General features: G+C 47.7%; 23 protein-coding genes and 1 pseudogene. 8 read left to right on the top strand and 16 right to left on the bottom strand.

Features of this window, described 5'->3' with window-relative positions:
- Nucleotides 1-26: 26 nt before the first annotated feature.
- The 3 genes and pseudogenes from BCV73_RS04780 to BCV73_RS04770 all read right to left on the bottom strand — a co-directional run.
- A complete protein-coding gene (locus BCV73_RS04780; protein ID WP_076168988.1) occupies nucleotides 27-443 on the bottom strand; it encodes a hypothetical protein in 417 nt (138 codons plus the stop codon).
- A 207-nt stretch (nucleotides 444-650) separates the two neighbouring features.
- Nucleotides 651-1,718 carry a glycoside hydrolase family 88/105 protein gene (locus tag BCV73_RS04775; RefSeq protein ID WP_089546284.1) on the bottom strand — a complete coding sequence of 356 codons (1,068 nt, stop codon included), beginning with the start codon at nucleotides 1,716-1,718 and terminating at the stop codon, nucleotides 651-653.
- A 156-nt stretch (nucleotides 1,719-1,874) separates the two neighbouring features.
- Nucleotides 1,875-2,018, bottom strand: a pseudogene (locus tag BCV73_RS04770) (beta-galactosidase); the annotation flags it as partial.
- A 123-nt stretch (nucleotides 2,019-2,141) separates the two neighbouring features.
- On the opposite strand from BCV73_RS04770, the gene BCV73_RS04765 reads away from it, so the two are divergent.
- Nucleotides 2,142-2,996, top strand: a complete 855-nt coding sequence (locus tag BCV73_RS04765) for an AraC family transcriptional regulator (protein WP_089546283.1) — start codon at nucleotides 2,142-2,144, stop codon at nucleotides 2,994-2,996.
- An 82-nt stretch (nucleotides 2,997-3,078) separates the two neighbouring features.
- Here BCV73_RS04765 and BCV73_RS04760 read toward each other — a convergent pair whose 3' ends face one another.
- Nucleotides 3,079-4,635, bottom strand: coding sequence for a glycoside hydrolase family 31 protein (locus BCV73_RS04760; RefSeq protein WP_089546282.1), 1,557 nt, complete (start codon nucleotides 4,633-4,635; stop codon nucleotides 3,079-3,081).
- A 119-nt stretch (nucleotides 4,636-4,754) separates the two neighbouring features.
- Here BCV73_RS04760 and BCV73_RS04755 point away from each other — a divergent pair, with 119 nt between their 5' ends.
- Nucleotides 4,755-5,627: an AraC family transcriptional regulator gene (locus tag BCV73_RS04755; RefSeq protein WP_089546281.1), complete on the top strand. Its 873-nt coding sequence runs from the start codon at nucleotides 4,755-4,757 to the stop codon at nucleotides 5,625-5,627.
- Between the two features lie 56 nt (nucleotides 5,628-5,683).
- On the opposite strand, the gene BCV73_RS04750 is transcribed toward BCV73_RS04755, so the two are convergent.
- From BCV73_RS04750 to BCV73_RS04740, 3 genes are read right to left on the bottom strand one after another with little or no spacing between them, the layout of a single operon-like run.
- A complete protein-coding gene (locus BCV73_RS04750) occupies nucleotides 5,684-6,181 on the bottom strand; it encodes an SRPBCC family protein (protein WP_076169002.1) in 498 nt (165 codons plus the stop codon).
- A gap of 19 nt (nucleotides 6,182-6,200) precedes the next feature.
- Nucleotides 6,201-6,524, bottom strand: a complete 324-nt coding sequence (locus BCV73_RS04745; RefSeq protein WP_089546280.1) for an ArsR/SmtB family transcription factor — start codon at nucleotides 6,522-6,524, stop codon at nucleotides 6,201-6,203.
- A gap of 19 nt (nucleotides 6,525-6,543) precedes the next feature.
- A complete protein-coding gene (locus BCV73_RS04740; protein WP_089546279.1) occupies nucleotides 6,544-6,879 on the bottom strand; it encodes a DUF1801 domain-containing protein in 336 nt (111 codons plus the stop codon).
- Between the two features lie 259 nt (nucleotides 6,880-7,138).
- Between BCV73_RS04740 and BCV73_RS04735 the strand changes: the two genes are divergently transcribed.
- Complete coding sequence (locus BCV73_RS04735) at nucleotides 7,139-8,236, top strand: AI-2E family transporter (RefSeq protein WP_089546278.1); 1,098 nt, start codon at nucleotides 7,139-7,141, stop codon at nucleotides 8,234-8,236.
- Between the two features lie 293 nt (nucleotides 8,237-8,529).
- On the opposite strand, the gene BCV73_RS35665 is transcribed toward BCV73_RS04735, so the two are convergent.
- Entirely contained in the window at nucleotides 8,530-8,769 is a 240-nt protein-coding gene (locus BCV73_RS35665) for a hypothetical protein (RefSeq protein WP_256992741.1), read from the bottom strand.
- A 120-nt stretch (nucleotides 8,770-8,889) separates the two neighbouring features.
- On the opposite strand from BCV73_RS35665, the gene BCV73_RS04730 reads away from it, so the two are divergent.
- The 4 genes from BCV73_RS04730 (at nucleotide 8,890) to ilvB (ending at nucleotide 15,460) form a co-directional block, all read left to right on the top strand.
- Nucleotides 8,890-10,665 (top strand): putative bifunctional diguanylate cyclase/phosphodiesterase, encoded by a 1,776-nt coding sequence (locus BCV73_RS04730; RefSeq protein WP_256992740.1) that lies wholly within the window; start codon nucleotides 8,890-8,892, stop codon nucleotides 10,663-10,665.
- Nucleotides 10,666-10,669: 4 nt separating this feature from the next.
- Complete coding sequence (locus BCV73_RS04725; protein WP_089546276.1) at nucleotides 10,670-12,319, top strand: thiamine pyrophosphate-binding protein; 1,650 nt, start codon at nucleotides 10,670-10,672, stop codon at nucleotides 12,317-12,319.
- Nucleotides 12,320-12,337: 18 nt separating this feature from the next.
- On the top strand, nucleotides 12,338-12,730 hold the full coding sequence (locus tag BCV73_RS04720; protein WP_089546275.1) for a carboxymuconolactone decarboxylase family protein: 393 nt from the start codon (nucleotides 12,338-12,340) through the stop codon (nucleotides 12,728-12,730).
- A gap of 1,023 nt (nucleotides 12,731-13,753) precedes the next feature.
- Nucleotides 13,754-15,460, top strand: a complete 1,707-nt coding sequence (gene ilvB / locus BCV73_RS04710; protein WP_089546273.1) for a biosynthetic-type acetolactate synthase large subunit — start codon at nucleotides 13,754-13,756, stop codon at nucleotides 15,458-15,460.
- 303 nt (nucleotides 15,461-15,763) lie between these two features.
- On the opposite strand, the gene BCV73_RS04705 is transcribed toward ilvB, so the two are convergent.
- The gene (locus BCV73_RS04705) at nucleotides 15,764-16,441 is read right to left on the bottom strand and encodes a DUF1796 family putative cysteine peptidase (RefSeq protein WP_076169028.1); all 678 of its coding nucleotides are present in this window, start codon (nucleotides 16,439-16,441) and stop codon (nucleotides 15,764-15,766) included.
- Nucleotides 16,442-16,765: 324 nt separating this feature from the next.
- On the opposite strand from BCV73_RS04705, the gene BCV73_RS04700 reads away from it, so the two are divergent.
- Entirely contained in the window at nucleotides 16,766-17,953 is a 1,188-nt protein-coding gene (locus BCV73_RS04700; protein WP_089546272.1) for a GDSL-type esterase/lipase family protein, read from the top strand.
- Nucleotides 17,954-18,120: 167 nt separating this feature from the next.
- On the opposite strand, the gene BCV73_RS04695 is transcribed toward BCV73_RS04700, so the two are convergent.
- From BCV73_RS04695 to BCV73_RS04665, 7 genes are all read right to left on the bottom strand, one after another.
- Nucleotides 18,121-18,360 carry a glutaredoxin family protein gene (locus tag BCV73_RS04695; RefSeq protein WP_089546271.1) on the bottom strand — a complete coding sequence of 80 codons (240 nt, stop codon included), beginning with the start codon at nucleotides 18,358-18,360 and terminating at the stop codon, nucleotides 18,121-18,123.
- A gap of 23 nt (nucleotides 18,361-18,383) precedes the next feature.
- Entirely contained in the window at nucleotides 18,384-18,587 is a 204-nt protein-coding gene (locus tag BCV73_RS04690; RefSeq protein ID WP_076169034.1) for a heavy-metal-associated domain-containing protein, read from the bottom strand.
- Between the two features lie 55 nt (nucleotides 18,588-18,642).
- Entirely contained in the window at nucleotides 18,643-21,078 is a 2,436-nt protein-coding gene (locus BCV73_RS04685; RefSeq protein ID WP_089546270.1) for a heavy metal translocating P-type ATPase, read from the bottom strand.
- A gap of 246 nt (nucleotides 21,079-21,324) precedes the next feature.
- A complete protein-coding gene (locus BCV73_RS04680) occupies nucleotides 21,325-21,675 on the bottom strand; it encodes a metal-sensitive transcriptional regulator (RefSeq protein ID WP_089546269.1) in 351 nt (116 codons plus the stop codon).
- 210 nt (nucleotides 21,676-21,885) lie between these two features.
- Nucleotides 21,886-23,331 carry an MFS transporter gene (locus tag BCV73_RS04675; protein ID WP_089546268.1) on the bottom strand — a complete coding sequence of 482 codons (1,446 nt, stop codon included), beginning with the start codon at nucleotides 23,329-23,331 and terminating at the stop codon, nucleotides 21,886-21,888.
- Nucleotides 23,332-23,580: 249 nt separating this feature from the next.
- Entirely contained in the window at nucleotides 23,581-24,660 is a 1,080-nt protein-coding gene (locus BCV73_RS04670; RefSeq protein WP_076169041.1) for a sensor histidine kinase, read from the bottom strand.
- Entirely contained in the window at nucleotides 24,657-25,349 is a 693-nt protein-coding gene (locus BCV73_RS04665; protein WP_089546267.1) for a response regulator transcription factor, read from the bottom strand. The genes BCV73_RS04670 and BCV73_RS04665 overlap by 4 nt, the downstream gene beginning before the upstream one ends.
- Between the last annotated feature and the right edge of the window lie 203 nt (nucleotides 25,350-25,552).

The raw sequence follows: 25,552 nt of genomic DNA, 5'->3' as shown, positions 1-25,552 counted from the left end.
GATGAAAATAATGTTGTCAATCCCTGTTAGCTGATCGCGCTCAGCAACGGTGACGGATTTGTCAACCAGCGTACCGCCTCATCCCACTCGGTGAAGCTTTCCTGGCGATAAGGCAGCGTTCCGAGCCCCTCGACCGTTCTGTTCAGACTCAGCTTGGCAACGACGCTGTGTGGCTGCAGCAGAGCCAGGTATTGAAGTCCGCTTTCAAACGCCCGCCGGATGAAAAACTCCCCAATCCATACCTTGTCTTCAGCCTTAATCGCCGAGCCATTGCGGGTATCCATCAGGACTTTGCTGCCGTTCATTTGTTTCAACAGTTCGGCTCCCTTCATCAGGATCGTTTGAAACTCCTGTCCGTATGCAAATCCTTTCCATTCGATGACCACGCTCTGCAACTCATCATTCCAAGTGACCACGCCGTTTTTAGATTGAAAATGTGTCAAGTCGTCCAACTCCTTTATTCTATTTCCTGTTTGTGGTTTTATCCTAACATATTGAGAACGAATGGTAAATAATTATTTTTACTGATCGTTCTCAAATTTTATTTTCTATAACTTTTTTAATCGAGCTCGATCAAAAAAAAGCAACGAATCATGTTTGATTCGTTGCTCTCCATCACGTTCTGTTACATGAACCTCATTCTATTCATCTCACAAAGCATCCACCGACTTGTGATCCACTCTCGCTTCATTTTTCTTGAGCTCCTCAATCACCGATGTCAGAAACGCGAGCGCCAGCCCTTGCCCCCAGCCCTGGGCCCATTTCCTGTCGATGCCGAGGTATCCGGAGATGTCATTCATGACAGCGGTGCCGCCTGATACGTTCAGCACGCGGCCGTTGCCGGCAATGTTCGCCAGCAGGCCGTCGAGCGCCTTCTGCACATATTTTGCATGCAAAGGATTGCCTTGGGTTACCATGGCCGCTCCGATGCCCGCTGTGGCCGATACCTCGCCGTAAGCTTCCGGGTAGTCCAGAACCGTTCCCCACAGGCCGTCTTCCTTCTGGAGCTTCTTAATCGCGGCTAGCTGATCGCGCAATGAGCTCCAAATATGCATCATTGGGGGATACAGATACCCTTCCGGCAGAATACGTGCCGCGCGGGCCATCGTATAGGCAGCCCAAGCGTTCGCACGCGCCCAGTAAATGCCTGACATATGGTCCTGTTTAATATGGTTGTAGCCGTGATACCAAAGGGCGTCGTTGTCGTCCTGCAAGTAGTTGATATGCCAGAAAAATTGATGCAGGGCGTCGTTATTGAGGTGTTTTTTATCGAACAGGATGCCTGCTCGCAGCATGAAATATGCCGCCATGAACAGCGTATCCGCCCAACACTGCTCCGGAAAATCGTTCCCCGACGATACCGTATGCTGAAGCACCCGATCGCCGAAACGCAGCGCATCCTTCTCCAGGTAATCGAGTTTGCTGTGAATGATCTCCGCGTACTTCTCATCTTTTGTCTGCTCGTATAGCGTGAGCAGCATGTGACCCATGGCGCACGTATTCACCGTCCAGTCCGGCAGGCCGGCTTCGATATATTCATCCACCCATTCCTTCATCCGTTCAAGGTAGGCCTGCTCACCCGTTACTTCAAATGCTCTGCTGACGCCATAGTAAGCGACGCCTCCCGGCCAATCCCACGTCAGGTCCATGTCGAACGTGTAAGACGCTACTCGTCCGGCGATTTGCTCCAAGTCGCTTCGGTTTGCGTTTATTTTCATCTCGGTTCATCCCCTATTCTCGTAATAGAGACACGCGGTAACCAGGAACCCTTGAGGTGTAACTATGCCAAGCCTGATGAGCTAGCTTCCATGAGACGTTATGCTACCGATCGAGCTTGACAATCCATACATCATGTCCCATCAGTTCCGCCCTTCCGCCCAGGCAAACACATTGAGCGTCACGACGTCTATACCAGCCAACTTGAACATACGTAAATCTTCGTCCCAGACCGGCTTCTCCCATTGATCCGGGTTGTAATCTCCGCCATACCAAATTTTCGCCTTTTTCGTATTGATCAACTTGCCACACCTCAATGTATATGATAAAACTGCAATGGATAACCCTATCTTAATGGCTTATGATATCAGTAAAAAATATAAAATTCGGGATTTTATATATAAGAATATGGAGGTTTTTATAAGATGCGCCGAGTCGTTCCCGCCTTCCCTTCGGAGCTGCTGCCCCTGCAGCTGGAGACCATTGGGATCAAACCCGACCAGGAGACCATAGCAAGGCCCTCGGGCTATCCCTATTTCCATTGGCTTCAGACATTACATGGAGAGGGAGAACTATCAATTAACGGGTACACGTGGAAAATGACGGAACGATCGGGCGTTCTTCTCGCCCCGGGGACGCCTCATCGATATGAGCCCAAAGGCGGCGGCTGGCAGACCGGTTATATCACTTTTCATGGCAGTATCGCCGCCAGTTTCGTCCGTTCCCTCGGCTGGAGTGCCGCCGAATGGTTTCAATGGGAAGCCGGCCATGATCCGATAACCGACCAGCTAAAAGGCATGCTGGCGTTCGCCGAGTCGGGCGGCGATCCGTCGGGATGGCGGTATTCCGCGGATTTATACCGATTTCTTACGCTGCTTCGTACGGACGCCCGCACGGACAAGCGGCCGTCCATCTCGAAGCGGCTGGACCGGGTTCAAGGCCTGCTGAACTGGCTGGAACACGAATTCGCCAACCCGGAGATCGGCTTGGCGGAGATGGCTGCGCAGCTCGGCATCGGTGAACGGCAGCTGAATGAAAGATTTCGCGATCTGTTCGGGATGACGGCTTATGCCTATCTCATTCAGCTAAGGCTCCGCAAGGCGAAGGAATGGCTGCCTTACCGGCCCGATTGGACCGTACGCCGCATCGGAGAAGCGGTCGGGTTTCGCGACGCGAGTCACTTCGTGGCTACGTTTCGGCAGAAGGAAGGGATGACGCCGGAGACCTACCGAAAGCTGTACGGCCCGGGGTCTGATCCGGAACGTCGACTGGACAACTAGCCGTAGGCGGATCAAAGGTAGATACAAACCAAAAGAGCTCAGCGTTCAGCTGAGCTCTTAACCCTTCCCTCTGCTGCAGATTCTAGCTGGAAACCCGCTGCTCCCGGCGGTACCACGGAAGCCTGGACAGAGGAGCATCAACTTCAATTTCACACGGGCCAGTTACACGCGACCCGTCATCCCCATACCAAGTCCCTGAAGGGAATGCGATTATTCTGGTCGCCGCCCCTTTCTGGAGAACCGGGGCGACCAGCATTTCATCACCAAGCATAAATTGATCGGTGATTTGCTCGAAGCCCCCTTCCGGGAAAACGTATGCCATATGACGCATGATCGGCTCACCCGTTTCGGCGGCATGACGGGCTAACGCAGCGATTTCGTCTCCCATCCGGCAGTGCAGCGCTGCAGCTTCGATACATAAGTTCAAATGCGCTTCATCCAGCACCCGCCATGGTGCTGTAGAAAATTGCATCATGGGAAACAAAGCGGAGCACTGCGCGTACCGGACAAAAAGCTCCGCATCCACCTTGAAATCCGGGCGAATTAAGTCCTCGTATTGGCCGCCCCCGACCATATCGGGGCAGTTGAAGGCATATCCGATCAGTCCTTGAGCAAGTCCATTCGGAATCAGACTGGCTAATCCATCGTTGCCCCAGCTGTGGTTCTTATCGCTCAAGCGCTGAACCAGCGGCTGGCCGGCCAGCTTCCAGCATGCCCGGTATTCGTTAAAGGCATAGCGGAGTCCGAGACGCGCCCAAGCTTCGGTCTGCTCATTCGGCGTCACCCGCCGATAGCTGATGTCCTCCGGCTTGTAATACTGAGGATCTCCCGCGTCCAGCTTAAAGCCATCGATCCCGTACGTTTCAACCAACCGGTCCAGCTCACCCGCAAACCAGCTTACCGCCTCCGGATTTGTGCCGTCGAGAACGGCGCTGAACCCGTTCCACCATTCGCGAACGACCGGTTTCCCATCCGGATTTTTCAGCAAATATCCCCGCCTCTTCAAGTCGCGGTATACCTCGCCGTCCGGACTGAAGAACGGACATACCCACAGGAGCACGCGGAACCCAAGCTCGTGAAGCCGGTTTACCATCCCCTGGGGATCGGGAAACCGTTCCGCATGAAACTTGAGCGTACCGTAGTCTTCATGCCAATTGTCGTCAATCATGAGGATGCCTGGCGGCAGCCCATGGGACAATATGTTTTCAGCGTAAGCGATCACCTTGTCCTGCGTTGGATGGTAGCTCATCTCCATCCACGTATTGTATTGGGGCACGGTAAAAAACTGCAAATCCGGAGCACGGCCGGCAGGAGGAAAATACTTCTGTGAAGCAAGGCGGTACGCATCACGCAGGGTGCTACCGCCTTCCTCGACCTTTATGTTTTCATCCTTTCCATCAATAACAAGTACTCGGCCGTCAAAAGAAAACCGGTACGGTTCCTCCGACCAAACCAGTCTCCCCTTATTGGAGAGAAGCAGCGGCGCTGCTTGGTTATAGGCTGCATCGCCATATAGATCGCGTGAATAGAGCTCGCTGCCAAACGGCATGAAGGTTCCATCTTGGACAGCTCCACCCCACCAATATTCATCTTCCCTCAAATCTATCCTCAGCGTTGCGTTATACTTCTTGTCCTCCATAGGTTCACCCACTTTGTTCTTGATACCTCGATCTTATGCGTGATCAATGACGAAGACAATCTAAAAGTATTGCGCTATACTATAACAAAATTGACTTCATGAATCGTGGAGGTCACGACATGGTATCCCCTTCATCCTATGCTTTTCGAAGCGACGATCATTCAATATTGACATTAGATTCGGTCGGTTGGCAGATCATCCAGAGCGCGGAGTACAGCTTTGCAGGCGAGGATCGTCCGGATTGCGGGCACGTCATTTTTCAATATACGCTTAGCGGCCAAGGCATCCTGGAGTATGAGCAGCAGCGCTTCACACTGGACCAGGGAACAGGATTTCTGGTCAAAGTTCCAAGCAGACACCGGTACTATTATGCGGACAATGGAACGCCCTGGGAGATTCTATGGCTTAACTTGAGAGGGGAGGAAGCAAACCGGATTTGGGATCTTGTTATTGGGCAAGAAGGGCCCGTCATTCACAGAGATGCTGACTCTCCCTTAATTCTAGATCTGTGGAAGCTTCTAAGCATGATAGCTGAGGAGAACGTTATTGATAAATATCAGCTGTCCAGTACTGTCTATGAGTGGATGCTTACTCTAGTCAAGACGAGCAGAGAAATAAACAAAGACATCAACGAGAACTCCATCTCCATCATTCTGAAGGCTAAACGTTTCATGAAGGAGCATTATGCTTCCCCAATAACGCTGGACATGCTCTCCGAACACTGCGGAGTTAACAAGCACTACTTATGCAGGTTATTCCAGAAGTCGGAGCAGTCCCCACCCCTTTCTTATTTGCGAGACCGGAGGGTTGAAGCCGCAGTCACCTTACTTCGAACCACAGATCTGCCGATCCAGGATGTTGGCAAACAATGCGGCTTTGAGAGCCCCAGCTACTTCGGCAAGGTGTTTCGTGAATATATGTCCATGACACCCAAGGAATATCGAATGAAGAAGTTCGAGTTTCCTTATGATGCAATCTATTACCATGAATAGCAAAAGCCGCGGAGCAAATGCTCTCCGAGGCTTTCAGATTCCCCTTGGTATGGGCTTTATTGTTGGCCAGCCAGGTAGTTTGCGAGTTGCTCGAAGGTACCTTCGAACCCTTGTGCAACCATTGGCGACATCGAGTCGAATGCTTCCTGCTCCTCCTTAGAGGCATTGAGCGGTCCACCTTGCAGCGTCAGCACCGTCTTCCCCTCATTTTCCTCAAGCGTCAGAATATTCAGAATTTCCAGCGGCCAGTTCGGATTGAACGGAGCGCGAACGGTGTTACCTTCTTCATCGGAAAAGGACTGAACCCATACCAGCTTCTCCGGCGCCTGCACTTCCTGGTAAACGAATTTGCCCCACATCGCCTGCTGTCCATCCGGCGACTTCTGGCAGCCGAGAAACATTCCGCCTGGCCGAACGTCCATCTTAGCCACTTCAAGCGAAAACCCCTTTGGTCCCCACCAGTTGCCAAAGTGCGCCGGATTCGTCCAGACCTCAAATACCAGCTCCCGGGGGGCGTCAAACTCACGTTTCAATAAAAGTCCTTGACTATTCATTAGATCTCCTCCTTGGAATTTAGGAATAATCTGATTTTTTTAATTGATTAAGATAATCGGATAAACGGTCAAAACGGTCTTCCCACATACTGCGAAACGTATGGAGCCATGCATCCATTTCCATGAATGGCTCGGGGCAAAGCCGATAGATTCGCCGGTTGGCGTCCGCCCGCACTTCGACAAGGTCGGCTTCACTCAAAACTTTTAGATGTTTGGACGCTTGGGGTTGCCGAAGGTGCAGCCGATCCGCAATTTCCCCGACCGTAAGCGGACCTTCGCGCAACAGTTCAATGATCTGCAATCGGTTGGGTTCCGCGAGCGCGTTCAAAGTTGTCGTTTTCATTGTCCCCCCCGATTTCCTGTTACAACGTGCTGGAAGCTTGCTTCAGCAGACCTGACAGCAGAGCCAGATCCGGCGTGTCGCCTTCCCGCAATTTGATCCATTTCCGTTCAGCAGGCCCGTCGAATCCCTTTGGAAAGTCGATGCTGTCTGCGTTCATGATCATGAACGCAATGGCGTCCTTTGCTGGCGAGATCACCGCAGCATAATGGCCGTTTTTCAAAAAATGCGGTTTCTTGTACTGAATGCGTTCTTCAACTTCCGAAATCGTCTCATGAACCATATTCCGCAGGGTTGAACTCATCTCTCCCTGCCATTTCGGCAAACTTTCGATGTAGGCTGTAACTTCCTGATTCATCCCGTTTTTTTCCCTCCCATTTGAATAGTTCTAAGCTTATGGGAAAAATATACCACCTTAGGAATATTCCCGTCAAGGAATATTTAAATTATTTTGTTTATTATCAAAAACATTAAAGCGTTATACCTAGACAGATGTTCATTACATTATGAAACGTCATTCTTAAGCCAGCGTAAAAGTAAGTATCTTTAATTCTATAGTAGAGATAAGACCGAACGCAGGATGCCCAAGTTGCATCAAGCCGGGGAGTTTATACAAAATGGAGGGAAATCATTTGTTCACCACAAACAAAGCATTGCGCTTTGGCATGCTTATCGTATTGCTGTTTTTGATTATTTTCTTAGGATCCAAAGTGAGTTTTGTATTTCGTCCGGTCATTGCCTTAATCGAGGTAGTCGCCATTCCGCTGCTTCTCTCCGTATTTTTTTACTATTTGCTCAGGCCGCTGGTAAAGTTAATGGAAAAATATAAAGTTAACCGGACCTTGGCCATTTTGATTATTTACGTCATTTTCGCGCTTGCCATCGTTTGGTTCATTACTAGCAAATGGCCTGTGCTCTACGGGCAGTTGATAAGCTTTCTAGATAATATCCCAAGTCTCTTGAGTTCCGTAGGGGAACAGATCAATGAGCTTGAGAAGAACGGATTCCTCGCTTCCTTATTTCCGGCCAATGAAAGCAATGGACTCTCATCCATCACCAATTACTTAAACAAAGGCTTTTCTTTCATGTCGAATTATTTAGGCGGTTTGTTTTCGTTTGTGTCTAATTTTACGATTATCCTGTTCACCTTCCCTATCCTCCTGTTTTTCATGCTAAAAGAAGGAGAAAAGTTCGGAAATATACTTGTGCGCGCAACGCCAAATCGTTATCAAAACGATTCCCGTGAGATTGTCACAGGAATCGACCATATGTTAAGCGGATTTATCGTCGGAAGAGTGATCGTCAATCTTTCGTTGGGCGTCTTAATGTATATCGGCTTCCTGATTATTGGCTTACCCTATGCCTTCTTGCTTACGGTCATATCCGTCATTGCAAACTTTATTCCGTTTGTCGGTGCCATCCTGTCTGCGATTCCGATTGTCATCGTAGGGCTGACGCAATCGCCGGCGACGGCTATATGGTCGCTTGTCATCATACTGGTCGCTCAGCAAGTTCAAGATAACTTGATCGCTCCCTATGTATTCGGTAAAAAGCTCGATATTCACCCCCTTACAACCGTAATCCTTGTCCTGGCTGCCGGCAATATCGGGGGAATCATCGCGATGATTGTTATCATTCCTGTTTATATGATGCTGAAAATCATTGCGGTTCGCGTATTCTCTCTATTTTTCAAAGAGAAATGGATGAAACTTTAACATCAACCCAGTGATCTCAGCGGGCTTCTTTTTTGTTTGCTTCTCATCACCCAGAATCTAACAGAAAATAAATTGAAAAAAACTTTGAGCGCCGTCATAATGAAAAAAGAACCGGTAAATTTCAGCTACATATCATTCAAGTAAATTTATTGCATTTTTCTTGGTAAAGTAGGGGGATTGATTTGACGAAGTTATCCTTGATCTCGGAGTCTAAAAAGAGATGTGAAAAGCTAGGTATTGATCCACAGGGGATTCCCTCCTTTACTAACTTTTTCTCAGAAGGCGATTTGAATCTAAAACGGGCAGAATACGAGGAAATACTGTCCGTCATTGATTTCTTTGTTCATAAGTTGTTGGAGCTCATGAAAGGGCTCCCGCTGCTCATCCTGATTACCGATGAGAACGGCTGCATACTGGAAATGGCCGGGGATGAAGCGATCAAGACTGTGATTCAGCAATCGGGCATTAAAGTTGGCCTCGTGTTCAATGAACACGAAGCGGGAACCAACAGCATTAATTTGGTTTTGGATCATCGTGAGCCGATTCAACTTGTCGGGGACGAGCATTATTATGAATTTTTATGGTCCTCGGCCTGTTATACCGTACCCTTTCAATATACAGATATCTCCAATTTGCTCGGAACCATTACGATCATGACGACGATCGACCAGCACAACCCCTTTTTACTGGCAATGCTATGCACGGTTGTCGATTCGATCGAAAGAGAACTGCTATTGAAGAAGCAAAACAGACGATTGCACATACTGAATCAGGTGGTCATCGAAACGACAAGAAACGGCATTATTATTACGGATCGGGATGGAAACATTACGGAGTTCAACAAGTTTGCTGAAATTTTAACCGGTGCCAAAAAGCAGGATGTCATCAATAAACCTATTCCGAATGCCAAAACAAACGACTTCATTAAAGAGGTCCTTCAAACAGGGAAAGAGTATGAAGATATGGAATTCATGCTGCGTCCTAAGATGGGACAAGACGAGCGGGTCTGCCTATTTGACGCCTTCCCTATTCGCGATGAGAATATGCAGATCATGGGCGCATTCGCACAGTTTCGGGACATCACGGAGCGTTATCATACGCAAAAGCAAATCAATTATTTAGCCTACCATGACGATTTAACAGGCTTGCCGAATCGAAGGTTTTTCACCGGCCATATCGGTGAATTGCTGAGACAAGGGGTGAACGAAAACCGTATCTTTGCCGTCATGTTCCTCGATCTGGACAGTTTCAAGAAGATTAACGATACGCTGGGCCATAACAACGGCGACGTGCTGTTGAAGATGGTGGCCGAGCGTCTGAAAGCTTGCTGTCATGCTTCGGACCAACTGGTATCCAGAATGGGCGGGGATGAATTCACGATCCTCTTGGAAGAGATTAAGGATCAGATGGAAGCCATTCAGGTTGCGGAAGAGATTATTAGAGCATTCGAGAAACCATTTGCAGTGGACGGCTATGAATTATATATAACAGCCAGTATCGGTATTGCCTTCTATCCTCAAGATGGCAGGGATGTCGAGATGCTGATGAAGAACGCCGACATTGCCCTCTACCAGATGAAAGACGATGGAAAGAACAACTATAACATTTTCAAATCTATCCCGAGCGGCGGCGGTATTGAACGGCTTACGCTGGAGAATTCGATCCGTAAAGCGCTGCAGCTAGAGGAATTCGTGTTGTATTACCAGCCCCAGATCGATTCAAAGACAGGGGAAATCATCGGTACCGAGGCGCTTGTTCGCTGGAATCACCCGACTCTTGGCTTGATCCCCCCGGCTAAGTTCATCCCGATCGCCGAAGAAACAGGACTTATTGTCCCCCTCGGAAAATGGGTGCTCAAAACCGCCTGCCTTCAGCATCAAAAATGGAAGGAAAAAGGGTTTACCCCGATGCGCGTGTCGGTGAATCTCTCTTCTCGCCAATTTTCAAAGCATGATTTGGTTGAGACCATCAAAGAGATTTTACTCGAAACCCACATCGATCCCTCCTATCTGGAGCTCGAAATCACAGAGTCGATGACGATGAATGTTGAAGTTGCCATCGAGATACTCGGAAAGCTGAAGGAACTAGGTATACTGATCTGCATCGACGACTTTGGGACAGGCTACAGCAATCTCTCCTATCTGAAACAGTTCGCGATTGACCGGCTGAAGATTGATCAATCCTTTGTCAGGGATATCATGACGGATTCGAATGACGCGGACATTGTAGCTACGGTAATCGCGATGGCCCATAAGCTTGGAATCGATGTGATCGCAGAAGGCGTAGAAACGAAGGATCAGTTGAATTTCCTGCGCAGTCAGAACTGCCATGAAGTACAAGGCTTTTATTATTACCCACCTATACCAGCAGAACAAATCGAACAGTTGTTGATGCAAACGACGACCATAAAAACCAATTTGCAGGGGTGATAAGATGAAACAAAGAGTGTATACAATATTAGTCGAGCATTTTAAAAAATGGGGAATTACCCACGTGTTCGGCATTCCCGGAAAGTCCATTTCTCCGCTGATGCTGGAACTCGAAAACTATGATATTCAATATGTGCTGGGTCGTCACGAAGCCGGCTGTGGGTTTGAAGCATCCGGTTATGCCCTGGCAGCAAAAACGATGGGGATCGCGATTGGCACTTCCGGGCCGGGAGGAACAAACCTGATTACAGCCGCAGCGCAGGCCAAAGAATTCCAGCTGCCTGTATTGTTCATTACCGGACAGCCTTCGATGCAAGAGACTGGGCGCGCTTTAAGCCAGGATTCAAGCCAGTTCGGGGCAGATTTGGTTAAAATGTTCGAACCTGTCACCTTGTTCAGTGCTCGCATCGAACGGGGGGACACGCTCTATCTCTACCTTAAACATGCCTTGGAAAAAGCCTACACCGGCGAAAAGGGACCCGTTCATCTGTGCATCCCATTTGATGTGCTGATGGAGGAAGTGGAGACCTTCTACCTGCCATTGCCGGATCATATTTCACCCGTTGTATCTCCTGACATTGATAAGGCCATCACGTTGCTGGACGAGGCCAAGAAACCTGTCCTCTTCGTGGGCAAAGGGGCCGTCATGTCGGATACCTATGACCAATTGCAGACGATTGCAGAACATTGGGGAATTCCTGTAATGACCACCCCTGGCGGGAAAGGAGCCTTTCCTACCCATCATCCCTTATACTTGGGCGGGTATGGCCTCGGCGGTTCCAAGTATGCAACCGACTATTTGAAATCCGGCGTTGACCTGATGATCGTCGTCGGCAGCAAATTGTGCGACATGTCTTTGTCCGGATTTACGGCCGATATGGAGCCGGACAAGGTCTTGCAATTTGAGTATGACATTACGTTTGCAGGCAAAACCATTCAGGCGCCGACGCAATTGATCCTTGGCGATATCCGCTCCAACTTGACTCAGCTCATTTTGCGGAGCGGGGCAACGTCCAAAGAGCATGAGATGCTGACACCGCGGGCACAAGCGGCAGCAGCTGCGTCCTCCCAGTTGGAATCCACCACGTTGTCGGCGGGAGCGGCGTTCAGGAGCCTGCGGGCCGTGCTTCCGAAAGAGGCGGTACTCTTCGGAGACGCAGGAAGTCACTCCTTTCATGCCGTACAGCATTTCGAAATCATCGAGCCCGGTACGTTCTTTTTCGATGAGGTGTTCATCGCGATGGGAGCGGCGATCGGCTATTCGATCGGAGCGAAAATAGCTATGCAAGATTGCCCTGTCGTCTGTGTGACCGGCGACGGCTGCATCATGATGCACGGCACCGAGATATCGACAGCAGTGAACCACGGGATTCCGGTTATCTTCTTTGTACTGAATAACGGTCGCTTAGATATGGTGGAAAAGGGAATGTCCTATAACACGGGACGCTCCGTTGGTGCTGTCTATGAGCGGCCGCTGGATATTAGCTTGTTTGCCCAATCCATGGGCGCAACGGCATTTCGCTGTGAGAATGAAACCGACATCAAGCAGGCGGTTCAGACAGCTTTGCAGTCGAATACAGTAGCGGTCATCGAGGTCATGGTGGACCCTCAAGAAATCCCGCCAATCCTCACCAGACTGCTTAGCTTAGATTAAAACTTACGGAGGACGTATATGGAATCGAATCGGTATGATAAAGGAATAGAAGTGTTACAACGGATGGTCAGTGAAGAAACGTTGAACGCGACGGTTAAAAAAATGGAGAAATTCAGTCCTGACATGGCCAAGCTGATTGTCGAGTTCCCTTATGGCTCGCTGTATTCCCGTCCAGGCCTGGATTTAAAGCAGCGGAGCCTGCTTACCATAGGGGCTATGATTGCTTCAGGAGCGGCCGCTCAGCTCGATTTCCATATTCAAGGGGCTCTGAATGCCGGGCTCACGCCTAATGAGATTGTAGAGGCCGTCATGCACTGTGTATCTTATGCGGGTTTTCCCAAGACGCTGGATGCGATGTTTGTCGTCATAAAAGTGTTTGATGAACAGGGAATTACATACGAAGAAGCATGACACTTAGCTGTCATGCTTTTTTTCTGTGCCTCTCTCTCCCCTTGTTGGCCCAATTTATTAGTAGACACACAGGTATCCTTAAATTCCAGTACGGCTGAAGCTATTGCGGTTCCAATAGGTTCCGTTCTTGATATTTTGGCCCTGCCTGCTTCGGCACTATTCGGTACGCTTGGACTGAATACGCCCACAGCAGGAGACAAGCTTCAATGCTGAGGCCTACTCGAACCCACCTATGATGTAAGTATAAATTAATCCGGAAAGCCTGCAGCTTTCCGGTTTTTTCTATTCTTAAAACCAGTATGAATAAGTACCTGTTGAAAAAAACATGGCGTCTGTGATAATATCCTCATAATATCATTTGAAAAGCGATGAAGAGGAAAAAGTACCAAGGGCTCTTATGTCCAGAGAGCGAAGGAAATGCTGAAACCTTTGCCTTAACCCCTTGTTTATCAGTCACCTCGGAGCTGTTGATCGAAAACCAAATTGGAGCGTTGATTTGGCGAGTAGTTCCAAACGGATGGGCACACGTTATCGTGCTGAAGTAAGGGATTCCTTACTTCATGAGGCCGGAATCGTGAGATTTCAGGCAAACCAGGGTGGTACCGCGAAAATAACCCCTTTTCGTCCCTATCGTTCGGCAGATCGCTGCCGAGCATGGGAGGAGAGGGGTTTTTATGTATATAACAAACAAGCGATGAAGAGAAAAAAGTGTCAAGGGCTCTTATGTCCAGAGAGCGAAGGAAATGCTGAAACCTTTGCCTTAACCCCTAGCATGAACGTCATCTCCGAGCTGTTGATCGAAAACCGGATCAAGCGCTTGATTCAGTGAGTAGTCTCAACCGGATGGGCACACGTTACTGTGCCGGAAGTAAGGAAACACTTTACTTCGTGAGGCCCAAAATCGTGAGATTTTAGGCAAACCAGGGTGGTACCGCGAAAATAAACCCCTTTCGCCCCTTTAGTACGGCAGTATGCTGCCGGCTTTTGGGATGAGAGGGGACTTTTTTATTGGAGGGATATCACATGGAAACGAAGAGAGACGAGGCTGAACTCATCACAGGATCCGAATGCCTTTTGCGCTGTTTATTGCTCGAGGGGGTTGAACATGTTTTTGGTTATCCCGGAGGCAACGCGCTGTACATTTATGACGCTATGGTCGACAATCCGGAGTTCAAACACATTCTGGCCCGGCACGAGCAGGGAGCGATACACGCAGCAGACGGTTATGCCCGGTCGACAGGGAAAGTCGGCGTCTGCATCGCCACATCTGGTCCGGGAGCGACAAATTTGATTACCGGGATTGCGACGGCTTATATGGATTCCACACCTCTCGTCATCATTACGGGCAACGTGTCGACTACGGTTATGGGCACGGATGCTTTTCAGGAAGCGGATATCGTCAGCATGACCCTGTCCATAACGAAACACAGTTACTCCGTTCGTCATGTGCAAGACCTGCCGCGTATCGTGCACGAAGCCTTCCATATTGCGAATACGGGCAGGAAAGGTCCTGTATTAATCGACATTCCTAAGGATGTATCCAATCACAAGCTGTACTACCAGCCAGCGGATCCGATTCATCTTCGAGGGTACGATTCCGATCCGAAATTGGATACAGACCCGATCGATACCTTGATTCAAGCGATTACCGAATCCGAAAGACCGGTCATGATCGCCGGAGGAGGAGTGGTTTATTCAGGTGCATCCAATGAGCTGCTGGAGTTCGTGAATAAAACCAACATTCCGGTGGCGACCTCATTGCTTGGTTTGGGAGGTTTTCCAAGTGCGCACGACCTGTGGCTGGGCATGGCGGGCCATCATGGCGCATATGCAGCGAATATGGCCATCCAGCATGCCGATCTGATTATTTCCATGGGTTCGCGGTTTGATGACCGGGTGACCATGAGGGTGGATGGTTTCGCCCCCCATGCCAAACGGATTGCCCATATCGATATTGATCCGGCTGAAATTGGCAAAAACATCAAGGCGGATATTGCGTGCATCGGTGATATCAAGGCTGTACTGGACTATGCGAATACGAAAGCTGCCGCCTCCCCATCCGATCGTTGGATCCAAGAAATTCAGGAATACAAACGAAATTTTCCTTTTCGGTATAAAGATTCGGATACGGAGCTTAAGCCCCAATTTGTCATTGAAATGATCCATGAAACCACACAAGGCGAGGCGATCATAACCACGGACGTTGGCCAGCACCAGATGTGGGCAGCTCAATTTTACAAGTTTAACCATCCCCGCTCGCTGATCACCTCAGGAGGTCTTGGAACGATGGGGTTCGGGTTACCGGCCGCCATTGGCGCACAGATCGGGAATCCAAATCGTCTTGTGGTTTCCGTAAACGGTGACGGTGGCATGCAAATGTGCGCGCAGGAGATGGCTATTTGTTCCATTCATCGGATTCCTGTCAAAATTGTCGTGATTAACAACCAAGTGTTGGGGATGGTTAAGCAGCAGCAGGAACTCAGTTATGCCAAGCGTTACAGCCAGATCGACCTTGCCGGCAGCCCCGATTTCGTAAAGCTGGCTGAAGCCTACGGCATCAAAGGGTTGAGAGCGAGTAATAAAGCAGATGCTATCCGTGTTTGGCAAGAGGCTCTAAATACACCTGGTCCCGTACTTGTGGAGTTTGTCGTACCGAAAGAAGAGAATGTATATCCTATGGTCCTTACAGGAACGGCGTTACATGAAATGATTCTGGGGGATATCGAATGATTTGTACGTTCCAACCCCGTGAGTAGGCTACTGCGTCGGACCGGTAGTCTGCAGCCGGCCGTTGGAAGGCAACACTGCATTTTACCGGATATCCGCCGCGATTTCGCATTTCATGTCCAGTCATCCCTAAATCTCGTCATATTCTATATAGTGAATATGACGAGTACCCATTTCACATATCCAAGCGGCTGATTACAGAAAAAGAACCTTGGTATCAAAGTCCAAAGTGTTTGGATCAAGGAGAATGAATGGACTAAAGTGAAAACATAACATCGTGTGCAACTTTATTCCCCGCTACCAATACTACCAACGCCCCGTTAAAGACAGACCGTTCATGGTACAGTCCCAAGCGGATTCATGATAGAGCTCATCGAGGGGAACCTGCAGCGTAGCGATGCCGTCTTGTCCCCAATCAATCTCTTGAATCGACTGCAACCCGGATACGGTCTGCATGAATAGTATTCTGCAGTTGCCCGGAGTCAACGAGGATACGACAGCATGAAGCTTGACGGCTTCCGCTTCCCCGATTTCTCCCCACCTGATGAACAGAACAGAACGACTGTGATCGAGCACATGTAAAAACCTTTGAATTCGACGAATAAGTCTCTCACTGTATGCGCCGTAGGTGGCCGTCCAATCCTGGTAGGGGATAACGGGGAAATCATGGACGGAAATAACATTATAGCGTGTATCTAGAATAAAATGAGCGTTATGATATGTCCCGTCTCCTTTCGGTACTGCGATTCCGTCTTCTAAATAGTCAGAAGTGCCTTCTATCTTCCGGAGCTGCCCGAGATCCATAAAACCTTCGAACCGATTCTCTAACAACCGGGTCACGTCCGTGACCGATTTCGAGATCATCCAGTCTAACGGCAAGGAGAAACGCCGCAGCTGACGTCGCCACAAAAAGATGGATGGCCCGCACCAGCTTCCCAAGCCGATTATAATGTCATAAGCACCTTTCACATTCTCTATCTTCATACTTGTCACCACTTTCAAGATGCTAGATTTGATATATTCTATGCACTCTAATGACAAGCCGTATAGACGTATGGAAGCGTAGATACATCAAGGCGTGTTTTCATATTTAATGAGAGGAGTTCCTTTAGTAAGCGCCGGATATAGCATACCTGGATTGAATATATTAATTCACCTATATACATCAATTTCGACTAGAACCAATAAATAGAAATGTTCCATCCACTTGCTCACTTACGGGCTAGTTACGTTGCATGTATGGAATTAAAATGATATAAGAATAGATAAGGGGGGTATACTATCCTAAAAGAAAGGTGAGTATTTAGTATGTCTCAATGGAAAAGATCATGGTATGCGAGTCAAACCCAATTTGATGATCGGTTTTTTGGTCATGCTTTCTCCCATGCTTCATTCGAGAACCAGACTGTACGCATGGTGATACATCCTCATGATTACGGATCGATATGGCGTATTAAATTTTCTAATCGTTACGGAGTTTACCCCTTAACACTTGACAGTGTCACGCTATCAAGCCACCGCAATAATGTAAATTTTGATGATCAAGATGTTGGCAATGTTACATTTAAAGGGTCATCCAAGGTTGTCATACCGGTTGGGAAAGAATTGTATAGTGATCCTGTCTCGTATCATGCTGATCCAAGCGCTGATTTAACCATTAGTCTCTATTTGCCCGTTTATACAAAGGTTTCAACTTGGCACTTTTCCCCTGCTCGTTCCACGTACATCGCGCAAGGAAACCAAACTAAGGTGAACGATGCCGATATATTTGATACTACGACACATTCGTATTATTGGTTAACCGCATTAGATGTAGAAATGATGTCTTCAGGGGTTGATCCTGGGGTTTTTGTTGTGATGGGAGACTCCATTACAGAAGGCTATGCTTCCAGTCTAAATGCTAACCAACGCTGGCCAGACTTATTGCTGAATCGAATCCGTCAAGTGAGTGATCAGCCGTTGCCCTCGATTCTAAACGCGGGACTAACCGGCAACATGATTTTAAGAGATGCAAGAGATGTTGAAGAAGGGGCAGCTCTTGGTTTAGCAAATGCCGGTGAACGAATGCTTGATCGTTTAGAGCGGGAAGGTTTTACCCAGCCAGGTCTAAAGGGAATCATATTTAATTGCGGCATCAATGATATTTTCGGTGATGCTACCTCGGAACAATTGATAAGAGGGTTGAATGAAATGATCGACCGAACAAAGAAACAACATCTCAAGGTAGTAATATGTACCGTGACCCCCTTTGGGAAATCACATTTTTTTACTGATGAGCGGGAAAAAGTACGTCAAGAAGTGAATCAATGGATCCGTTCTAACGCTCAAACTGATCTAATCATCGACTTGGATCGGACATTGGCGGATCCACGAGAGCCGACTGAGATGCTCCATATTTACGATTCAGGCGACAAAACCCACCCCAATGACGATGGGAATAAGGCTATAGCGGAAGCAGTACCATTATCATTTTTTTACGAGTCAAGCCAAAATTAGCAACCCATTTGGTCTAATATCCGTTGTACATTTTAGCAGATGCTCATCCCGCCTCTTGGCTGGCTCGAACTTGTTCCAGAAATACCAACCTCCAGCAAGTTGCAACGTAAAAGGGCTCTAACTTGAAATTCTGCAAGTTAGAGCCCTTTGAACCCTCCAAATCCTATTCATGCCAGTAATGCACTTATTTCTTTGAAATTTTCTGCAAACCCAATGAACACTTTATCGTCAATAAGGATGGTCGGAACAATTTGTTTACCCGTAAGATTTTTAACTTCTACTGCATATTCAGGGTTTTCTTCGCAGTTATATTCCATATAAGGAACGTTTTGCTCTTTGAAGTATCGCTTCGCATGATTGCAATCACTGCAGGTGGGGATCGTGTAGATTTTTACGTTGGCGGACATACTCTCACTTCCTTTTCCTGATATTAATTAGCGACCTCATACCCTTTACTCCGGATAACATCCTTAATATCTCCCAGGGTAAATTTTGATTCGTCGTACTTGACCTCAACGGTACCTTGATCAAAATGAACCTTTCCCTCCACACCGATGGAATTCAATGTTCCTTCAATTTTACTAATGCATGAACGGCAGCTCATTCCATGTACTTTGACGTTTGCATCTTGCATCCTATTCACCTCCTTTCGCTTGCTGTTGGCAATTTTATCGTTTCTGCTGCAATCGTTAGCTGCGTACTTTTACACGCTGCAGCCGAAGTGCGTTCAGTACAACGGATACGGAGCTCAGAGCCATCGCTGCTCCTGCTACCCAAGGTGCCAGCAGACCGATGGCTGCGATCGGAATGCCTAGAGTGTTATAACCAAGCGCCCAGAATAAATTCTGGCGAATATTACTCATCGTTTTACGGCTCATATAGATGGCGTCCGGGATACTCGTCAGATCGCCACGCATCAAGGTCACATCGGCCGCCTCCATGGCAACATCCGTTCCTGTCCCAATAGCCATTCCTATATCGGCTGTGGCTAATGCCGGAGCATCGTTAATGCCATCACCCACCATGGCTACGGTTTTTCCTTGGGCCTGCAGGGCTTTAACTTCTTCTGCTTTCCCTTCGGGCAACACTTCTGCACGTACATGATCAATGCCAACCTGGGCAGCGATCGCTTTGGCTGTACGCTCATTATCACCCGTGATCATGATCACCTGAATGCCCATTCCTTTTAAGCGCTGGACAGCTTCTTTAGAAGTCTCTTTAATGGTATCCGCCACCGCAACCATGCCGGCATATTGCTTATCGATCACTACGAGCATAGCTGTTTTTCCTGTTTCTTCGAGTCTGGACATCGTTTCGTAGGCATGCATAGCGTCTACATCGTACTTTTCCATCAATCTTCTAGTACCGATCAGCAGTTCTTTTCCTTCGACGACAGCCTGGATTCCGTAGCCTGGAATAGCTTCAAAAGCTTCTGTTCCAGGAAGGGAAATATTGCGCTCCTGAATGCCGGTCACAATCGCTTCGGCCAAAGGGTGTTCCGAATTTTTCTCCGCAGCGCCGACAAATCTAAGGAAGTCTACTTCGTCCATCTCTGTAAGCACATCCGTAAGTTCAGGTTTACCTTTCGTTACCGTTCCTGTTTTATCCAGAATTATGGCGTCAATCTTATGAGTCTGTTCAAGGTGTTCTCCGCCTTTGAACAAGATCCCGAGCTCTGCAGCACGACCCGACCCGGCCATAATCGATGTTGGAGTTGCCAACCCCAGCGCACATGGGCAGGCAATAACCAGGATGGCGATTGCTTTTTCCAAAGCCTCTGCAAACTCGCCAGGTGTGACCAAGAAATACCAGACCAGGAAAGCGACCACCGCAATACCTACCACAATGGGAACAAAAATACCGGAGATCACGTCTGCCACCCGCTGAATCGGGGCTTTGGAACCTTGGGCTTCTTCAACCACTTTAATAATCTGTGCCAGCGCAGTTTCCTTGCCGACTTTGGTTGCTTTAATACGGAGCATGCCATTTTTGTTGATGGTCGCTCCTATGACGGCATCACCGGCATTCTTTTCAACGGGTAAGCTTTCCCCGGTTAGCATGGATTCATCCACGGAGGATGTTCCTTCGAGCACCACACCATCAACCGGAACTTTGTCTCCGGGCCGTACAAGAACCATATCCCCGACAATCACTTCATCGACCGGAATCGTCATTTCCTGACCATCGCGTACAACCAATGCCGTCTTCGCCTGGAGTCCCATCAGGGACTTGATGGCTTCGGAAGTCCGGCCCTTGGCCAGCGATTCGAACAGCTTACCCATGATGACTAAAGTGATCAGGATCGCACTTGTTTCATAGTACAATGATGGACCGTGGTGGGCGTTCGCTCCGGCAGTGAACCAGTCAATCGTGAGGTACAGACTGTAGAAATAAGCAGCTGAAGTCCCTAGCGATACCAACACGTCCATATTGGCGCTGCCGTTTCGGAGTGCCTTATAGGCCCCCACATAGAATTGTTTTCCGACATAAAATTGGACCGGTGTTGCTAAAATGAGCTGAAACCACGGGTTCATCAAAATTTCTGGCATGTAGATCCATGATGTGAACGAAAAGTGTGCCACCATACTCCACAGCAGCGGAAGGGACAAGATTGCCGATAAAAGCAGCAATCGTTTCTGATGCTTAATTTCTTGTTTCCGGTGGTCGACCGTTTTCTTGTTCTCTTGCTTCGTTACCGCTTTATAACCGAGCTGCTTGACTTTATTCTGCATATCAGAAACGGTAATATCAGCTGGCGAATACTCAACTCTTGCCGTTTCCATCGCAAAGTTGACGGATGCGTTAGTAACCCCGGGAAGTTTGCTCAAGCCTTTTTCAATACGGTTAGCACACGCAGCACAGGTCATTCCTTCGAGGTTAAAATCAACGACTTCTTTCGCCGTATCATACCCCAGTTTTTTGATCGTTTCCTCCAACTTATCGACGCCTACCTTACCTGGATCATACGTTACACTTGCTTTTTCCAAGGCAAAGTTCACGTTGGCTGATGAAACACCTTCCAGTTTATTCAGTCCTTTTTCAATACGGTTGGCGCATGCAGCACAAGTCATTCCTGTAATTTGCAGCGTTGTCTGTTTGCTCTCTTTTCCGGCTACGGCTTCCATGTTCATCACTCCTAAAGGATAATGGCAAATGCATTCTCACAGTTTAAAACCTGCATGATATTACTTTTTTTCATGGGTTGTTATATTAAGGTGTTTATTTTGCCTTCCAACAACTTCCTTGAAATTAGTATACCCCCCTACCCTATAATTAGTCAACACTTTTACTAAATTTTTTTGTGTACCCCAGTACCCTATATGATGATTCAAAATAAAAAGCAGCGTGATCGCTGCCTTTTATTAAGGTCTTTATTTCATTAACTTATTCATGGTTTTCAATAGCTCATCTAAAACCTCAGTGTCACCTTCTTGGATCCGATCGATAACACAGCTCTTCATGTGATGCTCAAGTAATAGCTTACCTACCCCATTTAAGGCCGATTGCACCGAAGCAATCTGGTTTAAAACATCATCGCAGTAAGTGTCTTTTTCGATCAATCCTTTGATCCCCCGGATCTGCCCCTCTATTCGGTTCAACCTGGATATCATATTGGTTTTTTCTTTTTCGGAATGATGGCTCTTCCGACCCGGTTCCTCACTTGAGCAGCACCCTGCATTTTCTGCTAAAGTACTTTCTACCGTTTCCAGTTCAACACTCATTGTCCCTGCCTCCATTCCTGTATAAAGATCCTTACTAACGTATCGGTTTACTTCATATATCACGGCATGATTAATCTCTTGCACTCAATATATACCCCCCGCCCCTATAAAGTCAAGATGGTAACACCCATTAATGTCTCTGCCGCCAAATCACCTAAAATTAGCCGGAGTCAAAAAACTTCAGCCACAAGGTGACTGAAGTTAAAAAGATTACATCGATTTAGAGATGTCGGAGCCAACCTTTTTTGGTGAACGAATGAAGATCAATGCCAATAATGCGCCAATAAATGCAACGATACCCGACCACAAGAATGCAGCTTGAAATCCACTGTTCAGAGCTGCCGTTGGATCACCACCTGCTTGTGCCGAGTTCGTTGTTGCAGCAATGGCAACCATAATCGCCAAGCTGATCGCTGAACCAATCTGGTAGCTGGTATTGGCAAGCCCTGATGCAAGCCCTGCTTCCTCAGGTTTAGCTCCGTTCATGGCAGACATCATGGAAGGAATATAAGCCAGAGACATCCCGAGCGCACCTAAAAGTGAAGCCGGCAGCACATTCGCTAAGAAGGTTCCGTCTACAGGGGTGTTCGTGGAGAACAGGATCATCGAACCTCCTAAGGCAGTCAAACCTATTACGATATTCGCTTTTACGCCGATCTTGGCGATGAGCTTGCCCGTTATCGCAATCATGAAAATGGCGATGACAATGGTCATCGGCAGCAGCGCAACACCGCCGGTAAAAGCTGAAAATTTCAAAACCTGCTGCATGTATAGATTCAGGAAGTACCAAAGCGGGATCCATCCCCCTGATAACATTAACAGTGCGATATTACCTGCTGCTAGATTAGGTGCCTTAAAAATTCGAAGAGGTACAAGGGGTTCCTTTTTGACCGCCTGAACAATGAGGAAGAGGATAAATAGAGCTAAACCTAAGATCAGTGTCCATATCGTTGTAGGTGCTCCCCATCCGTTATGTTCTGCGGTGACAATCCCATACACTATTAAAACTAATGCAGCCGTAACAAATACGGATCCTACGATATCAATGCCGCCTTTTCTGCGTGTTCCTTTTGCTAAAAGCCCGGGAGACAATAGTAGGGCAAGAATTCCGACAGGGACGTTGATCAGAAATGTCCATTCCCAGCTTAACCATTCGGTAATGACACCGCCAAGAAACACCCCCGCGGAACCTCCTGCAGCAGCGGATGCCCCCCAGAATCCCAACGCCTTCCCTAATTCCTTGGGATTTCCGCTAAATAACATCATAACGATCGTTAACGCGGACGGTGCAATGAGTGCAGACCCAAAGCCTTGGAGCGCTCGGCCGATGTTGAGTACGGTGTCGTTCCATGCTAGCCCTGCAAGTAACGAAGCTGCAGTTAGAATAAGAAAACCCCACATGAACATGCGTTTTTGTCCAAACAGATCAGACAACCGGCCCCCCAGCAATAAAAAGCCGCCAAAGAAAATAACGTATGCATTAAACACCCACTGTAAGCTTTCCTGGGAATACCCCAGCGCTTCTTTAATGGCGGGCAAAGCTACCCCGATAATTGATGTATCCATAATCACCATAAAATTCGCAAGGCATAACAATGCGAGTGCCATCCAGCGCCTCGGATCAGCCTGGGAAAGACCTTGAGACTGAGTTGTCATTTCTATCATCCTCCTTTAGAGAAATAAAACCGGTCCTTCATCCCTTTCACGCTCGTGACGGCCGTCAGATGAACGAGGTGAAATACCATAAATTACCGGGCTTGATGTGAATATAGTATAGCCCCCTACCCTATATTGTCAAGCGATTTATTTTTTTGAAATAAACAGCGAATGTTGGGTTATTAGTTGGCTCCTATCAAAATAAAAAACGCCCCCGTAGGAGCGTCAGGATTGCAGCCATTATAATCCTCACCTTTGTATCGGTAATTGTACGTAAAATTGTGCACCATGATCACTTTCAGCCCATATCTGCCCACCGTGGCGCTCTACCAACGTTTTGGTAATGGCTAATCCAAGCCCACCGCCACCCATTTTACGGCTGCGTGATTTATCTACCCGATAAAAACGCTCAAAGATATGTGGAAGATCCGCTGATGGAATTCCTATGCCATTATCTGAGACGGTAATTTGGACCACACCTAACCGGACGGTACCCTTGACTTCAACGGTACCGCCTTCAGGTGTATATTTCAATGCATTAGACAACAGGTTTGTCCAGATTTGAATAAGCCGGCTTTCATCGGCAATTACGCAAACATTGGGTATATCTTTTTTCTCCAGGTTAACTCCCTTTTGTTGAAATGAAGGACGCATGAGGTCCATGACTTGATCCATAGACTTCTTTAAGGAGACTTGCTCAAGCATGAATTGAAAATCGATGGAATTAACGATTTGAAGCTCTTCCAAATCATGAACCAGCTGAATCAAACGGTGAATTTCTTCACGGCTGGACTGGATCCGTTCCGGAGTAGGCTCCCATATTCCGTCTTGAATAGCCGCGAGGTAACTATTCAATGTGGTTAAGGGTGTCCGCAACTCATGTGCAATATTTTCGGTCATAGCGATTCTCAATTTTTCTTGCTGCTCCAGCTGTTCAGCTAAGTGATTGATGGAAGCGGCCAGCTCCTCCAGTTCATCTCTGGGCAAACTCTTCAACGGGAGACGCACATCCCGTTTTCCTCGGGCCATGATTAATGTAAGATTTTTCATGCTGATTAATGGCGACGAAATCCGTTTGGCGATATACACACTTAACACAAATGAGACGATTAAAGCTCCCCCAATCGTTAAGCCAATGGATTGTATAATCGCTTGCTCCAAGTGAGAATTCAGTGAATCAGCTGAATGCTGCGCTTCGGACATTTCGCGTCCATACATTTGAAAATGGTAGTGGGTTGCATTGATCATAGCAATCGAAGCGATCACCAAAATAAAGCCGGTATATAAAATCAGAACCGTGCTTAAGCGAAAGGATAATGTACGTTTCATAAACTCCCCCCATTAAAGCGGTATCCTGCACCAAAAACAGTCCGGATGAATAAGGGGTTCTTGGGGTCCTCCTCTATTTTTTGACGCAAATTTTTGACATGCTGATCAATAATGCGCGAGTCTCCATCAAATTCAAAGCCCATAACGAGTTCAATCAATTCTTCCCGGGAAAACGTACGCTCCGAGTTTCTCGCCATAACTAGAAGCAATTTATATTCGGATGGGGTTAAACTGATGGGTTTATGTTGAACGAAAACCTGTTTGGCATGGCTATCAATCATCAGACGTCCTTCGCCATATTCTAATCGATCGGCCAGAAGTTCTTGCTGATTGGTTCGCCGCAGTACAGTGCGAATTCTGGCTATGAGTTCTTGAGGATCGAAAGGCTTCACCATATAATCGTCTGCCCCAACAGACAACCCATGAATACGATGTGAAACGGACGATTTAGCTGTCAGCATAATAATTGGTGTGGGATAAGCTGTTCGAATCTTCTGGCATAATTCCTCTCCGTTCATATCGGGAAGCATAAGATCCAATAAAACCAAATCAAAAGGTTGATTGGCTAATTCACTCCATGCACTCTCCCCTCCAGCCGCTTCGTGCGCTTCAAACCCTTCCTTTTTTAAATAAGCGACGATGACTTCCCTGATTTTCTCCTCGTCTTCAACAACTAAAATTCTACGCATGAATTCCCTCCAAACGTATAGGCGGATTTTTTTTCCTACGCCTCAACTTCCGTTCTCTGCAAGACTATATAATCAAACAGGTCATTTCTCACAACGAAATGACCTGTTATGCTTCTTCCCGATTTTTTTCATTTTGACGACATCAATGTCTTATATTAAGGGTTCACTTGTTCCGAGCATAGTTAGAGGCGCCAAGGTTTTCT

It is taken from the genome of Paenibacillus sp. SSG-1, assembly GCF_002224835.1.
GTDB classification, from domain to species: Bacteria; Bacillota; Bacilli; order Paenibacillales; family Paenibacillaceae; genus Paenibacillus_AQ; species Paenibacillus_AQ favisporus.
Note: the sequence above shows the minus strand (reverse complement) of the source record. Positions and strands in the feature narration are given on the sequence as shown.